This is a genomic window from Streptomyces sp. SID11385, from assembly GCF_010548245.1.
In the GTDB taxonomy this organism is placed as follows: Bacteria; Actinomycetota; Actinomycetes; order Streptomycetales; family Streptomycetaceae; genus Streptomyces.
Genome location: NZ_JAAGLR010000011.1, coordinates 1 through 3,777, shown reverse-complemented (window position 1 = coordinate 3,777; position 3,777 = coordinate 1). Strand labels below are relative to the sequence as shown.

Genomic DNA, 3,777 nt, shown 5'->3' with positions numbered 1-3,777 from the left:
GGGTCCCGAGGCGCTCGCGGCGGCGGCGCGGCTGCGCGGGGCGCTGCGCGCGTACGCCGTCCTCCAGGGCGAGGACCCGGCGGCGGTGCTCGCCGACCTCGAACTCGTCCTGCGGCTCAGCGAACCGGGCCGCAGTGCGACCGCGCTCTACGCGCACCTCGGCCAGGACGGCAGGCGCCTGCGCTTCGCGGGGGCGGGGCACGCGCCGCCGCTCCTGATCGGCCCGCGCCGCGTCGAGTACCTGGAGAGCACCGTCTCGGCGCCGCTCACGATGCTGAGCTGCTGGGAGGCGCCGAGCGTCGAGGTGCGGCCGGAACCCGGCGAGTCGCTCGTCCTCTACACGGACGGGCTGCTGCGGGCCACGGGCGACACCGCCGACCGGGCCTTCGCGCGGCTGCACGCGGCGGCGGCGAGCAGCCCGCTGCGGCTGCGGCGCGATCCGGGGGCGCTCGCTGACCATGTCCTGGGGCGGGTACTGCCGGAGCGCGCGCTGCCGACGGGGGAGGATCTGGCGCTCCTCGCGCTGACCTTCGACTGAGGCGGGCCGGGGGGCGGCGATGTTTCACGTGAAACATCGCCAATACACCCCTGTGCGATGTTTCACGTGGAACATCGCCGATGCGCGCCTTGCCGACTCCTCGCCATGTTTCACGTGAAACATGCGCACTGTCCTGTGCCCCTGCTCACAGCCGCACCGCCGCCGCGCCGGGACGAGCGGAGTCCGCACCGGAGTTGGTCGCGGCCCGCTCGCCCGCGCTCCTCGCGCCCTCGCGCACGCCCTGGCCACCTGCCCGGACGACCGTACGATGGCTGGATCAGGCGTTCGTAAAGGAGACAGCCCATGCAGGACGGCGGACAGCAGGTTCCGAGCACCGAGGACGGGTCGGAGGAGGAGGCGATCAAGCAGCGCAAGAACGGCCTCTACCGCAACGTCTCGGACGAGCTGGCGGAGAGCATGCGGACCGGCTGGGCCGACACGGAGCTGCACGACCTGAAGCCGATCCCGCAGGCCGCCGAGACCGCCGCGCGCCGTGCCCGGCTGTCGGCCGCCTTCCCCGGTGAGCGCCTGGTGATCCCCGCGGGCAACCTCAAGGTCCGCTCGAACGACACGGACTACCCCTTCCGCTCCTCGGTCGAGTACGCGTACCTCACCGGCGACCAGACGCAGGACGGCGTCCTCGTCCTGGAGCCCACCGCGGACGGCCACGAGGCGACCGTCTACCTGCTGCCCCGCTCGAACCGCGAGAACGGCGAGTTCTGGCTCGACGGCCAGGGCGAGCTGTGGGTCGGCCGCCGCCACTCCCTCACCGAGGCCGAGAAGCTGCTCGGCATCCCGGCGAAGGACGTCCGCGAACTGGCCGGGGCGCTGAGCGAGGCGACCGGCCCGGTGCGGGTCGTGCGCGGCTACGACGCGGGCATCGAGTCCGTACTCACCGACAAGGTGACCGGCGAGCGGGACGAGGAGCTGCGCGTCTTCCTCTCCGAGGCACGGCTCGTCAAGGACGCCTTCGAGATCGGCGAGCTCCAGAAGGCCGTCGACTCGACCGCGCGCGGCTTCGAGGACGTCGTGAAGGTGCTCGACAAGGCGCAGGCGACCTCCGAGCGCTACATCGAGGGCACCTTCTTCCTCCGCGCCCGCGTCGAGGGCAACGACATCGGTTACGGCTCGATCTGCGCCGCCGGGCCGCACGCGACGACGCTGCACTGGGTCCGCAACGACGGTCCGGTCCGTGCCGGTGAGCTGCTGCTCCTCGACGCGGGGGTCGAGACGCACACCCTCTACACCGCCGACGTGACGCGCACGCTGCCGATCGACGGGACCTTCACCGCGCTCCAGCGCAAGATCTACGACGCGGTGTACGAGGCGCAGGAGGCCGGGATCGCGGCCGTGCGTCCCGGCGCGAAGTACGCGGACTTCCACGAGGCCGCGCAGCGCGTGCTCGCCACGCGGCTCGTCGAGTGGGGCATCCTCGAAGGCCCCGTCGACCGCGTGCTCGAACTGGGACTCCAGCGCCGCTTCACGCTGCACGGCACCGGGCACATGCTCGGTCTCGACGTGCACGACTGCGCGGTGGCCCGCACCGAGACGTACAAGGACGGCGTCCTGGAGCCGGGCATGTGCCTCACCGTCGAGCCGGGCCTCTACTTCCAGGCCGACGACCTCACCGTGCCCGAGGAGTACCGGGGCATCGGCGTGCGGATCGAGGACGACATCATCGTCACGGAGGACGGCAACCGGAACCTGTCGGCCGCGCTGCCGCGCACCGCGGACGAGGTCGAGGCGTGGATGGCTCGCGTCCAGGGCTGAGCCGCTTCGGCGGTACGCGGACGGGCCGGCGTCCCCTGGTGGGGGCACCGGCCCGTCCGCGTATCCCGGCCGCTCGGGTCGCCCTCAGGCCGCCGCCAGCGGCGCCCCTTCGCGCCACTTCAGGATCTTGTCGAAGCGGACGACCGCGCCGCCGCGGCCCGCACGGTTGCGGAACTGGGCGTGATCGGAGAGTTCGCTGATGATGCCGAGGCCGCGCCCGCTCTCCGCCTCCAGGCGGGTACGGCGCAGCGGCACGCCGCGGCGGCCCCGGAAGCCCGGCCCCGAGTCGCTGACCTCGATGTGACAGCGCTCCTCGTCGAGGCGCACCGTGACGCGGTACTTCGCGGTGTTCGCGCCGCCGTGCTCGACGGCGTTGGCGCATGCCTCGGTGAGCGCGAGGGACAGGTCGAAGGCGGTGTCGGGATCGACGCCGGCCGTGTCCATGGCACCGGCGAGCAGCTTCCGGACGAGCGGGACGCTCGCGGCCTCGCGCCGCAGATGGAGTGACCACCAGATGCTCATGTTCCAGCCTCCTGTGCACGGCTCGACATGAAGTACGTATTGCCGCCAACACCGCCCCTCAACCGCCCTCTTGACACCGCGAAGTCGGGGCAATACGGAAGGAGTGGCGCGAATCCGGCGGGAACTTCACGCCATCGCCGCCCGTGGGGCCCCCGTCCCGGGCGCCCCACGCGTCACACCCGCCGCACCCCGGACGGCCCCATTCCCCCGTACCACCGCCATCCCCGCCCAAGCAGACCTTCGGGACCTTGCGGACCTGCCCGCCCACGCCGGGGGACGCGATGGGATGATGGGCCCCGCCATGGCTGCCCCCCACGTGTTCACGCGCGCCGGAGCGGGACTCCGGCTGCTGAGGGCCGCGGTATTCACCGCGGTCTGCGTCGCGTTGTCCGCGCTGGGGCACTCCACGGCCTCGGGGCACGGTGTTCCGCCGTGGAGCCTGGGCCTCGGTTTCCTCCTCGTCCTCCTCGTCGTCTGCCCGCTCGCGGGCCGGGAACGCTCCCTGCCCGGCATCGCCGCGCTGCTCGCCGCAGGACAGCTCGGGCTGCACGCCCTCTTCGGGCTCGGCCAGCAGGGCATGGCGATGGGCCCGGCGCCGGACAGCGCCGCCGAGCGCGCCGCGCGGCTCGTCTGCGGCGCGGGGGCCTCCTCGTTGAGCCCCCTGGAGGCGCACCACATCCTCGCGACCGCCGGGCTCGACGACCCGGCAACGCACGCGCACCCCGGCATGGGGGCACTGCCCTCACTGCCGATGCTCCTGCTGCACCTGCTCGCCGCACTCGTCGCGGGCTGGCTGCTGCGCCACGGCGAGCGGTCCCTCTTCGGGCTCGTACGGCTCTCGGGGCAGTTGCTCGCGGCGGTCGCCGCCGGGGCGCGGCTGCGCGCGCTGTGGTGCGCGCTGGCTCTCGTACGGCTGCGGCTCGCGGCCCTCGCGCTGCTGCGGCAGC

General features: G+C 73.2%; 4 protein-coding genes. 3 read left to right on the top strand and 1 reads right to left on the bottom strand.

Annotation, left to right across the window (positions count from 1 at the left end; genetic code table 11):
• The coding region (locus G3I42_RS00735) for a PP2C family protein-serine/threonine phosphatase (RefSeq protein WP_239096180.1) at positions 1-538 on the top strand (538 nt) is incomplete at its 5' end.
• A gap of 303 nt (positions 539-841) precedes the next feature.
• Complete coding sequence (locus G3I42_RS00730) at positions 842-2,308, top strand: aminopeptidase P family protein (protein WP_164281919.1); 1,467 nt, start codon at positions 842-844, stop codon at positions 2,306-2,308.
• An 84-nt stretch (positions 2,309-2,392) separates the two neighbouring features.
• Here the strand turns inward: G3I42_RS00730 and G3I42_RS00725 are convergent, their stop codons facing one another.
• Positions 2,393-2,830 (bottom strand): ATP-binding protein, encoded by a 438-nt coding sequence (locus G3I42_RS00725; protein WP_164281918.1) that lies wholly within the window; start codon positions 2,828-2,830, stop codon positions 2,393-2,395.
• 301 nt (positions 2,831-3,131) lie between these two features.
• On the opposite strand from G3I42_RS00725, the gene G3I42_RS00720 reads away from it, so the two are divergent.
• Positions 3,132-3,777 (top strand): hypothetical protein (locus G3I42_RS00720; protein ID WP_164281917.1); only part of this gene is annotated, 646 nt, incomplete at its 3' end.

Excerpts from the sequence above, each read along its gene's own strand:
- G3I42_RS00730 (WP_164281919.1), top strand. The coding sequence starts at position 842 with ATGCAGGACGGCGGACAGCAGGTTCCGAGCACCGAGGACGGGTCGGAG.
- G3I42_RS00725 (WP_164281918.1), bottom strand. The coding sequence starts at position 2,830 with ATGAGCATCTGGTGGTCACTCCATCTGCGGCGCGAGGCCGCGAGCGTC.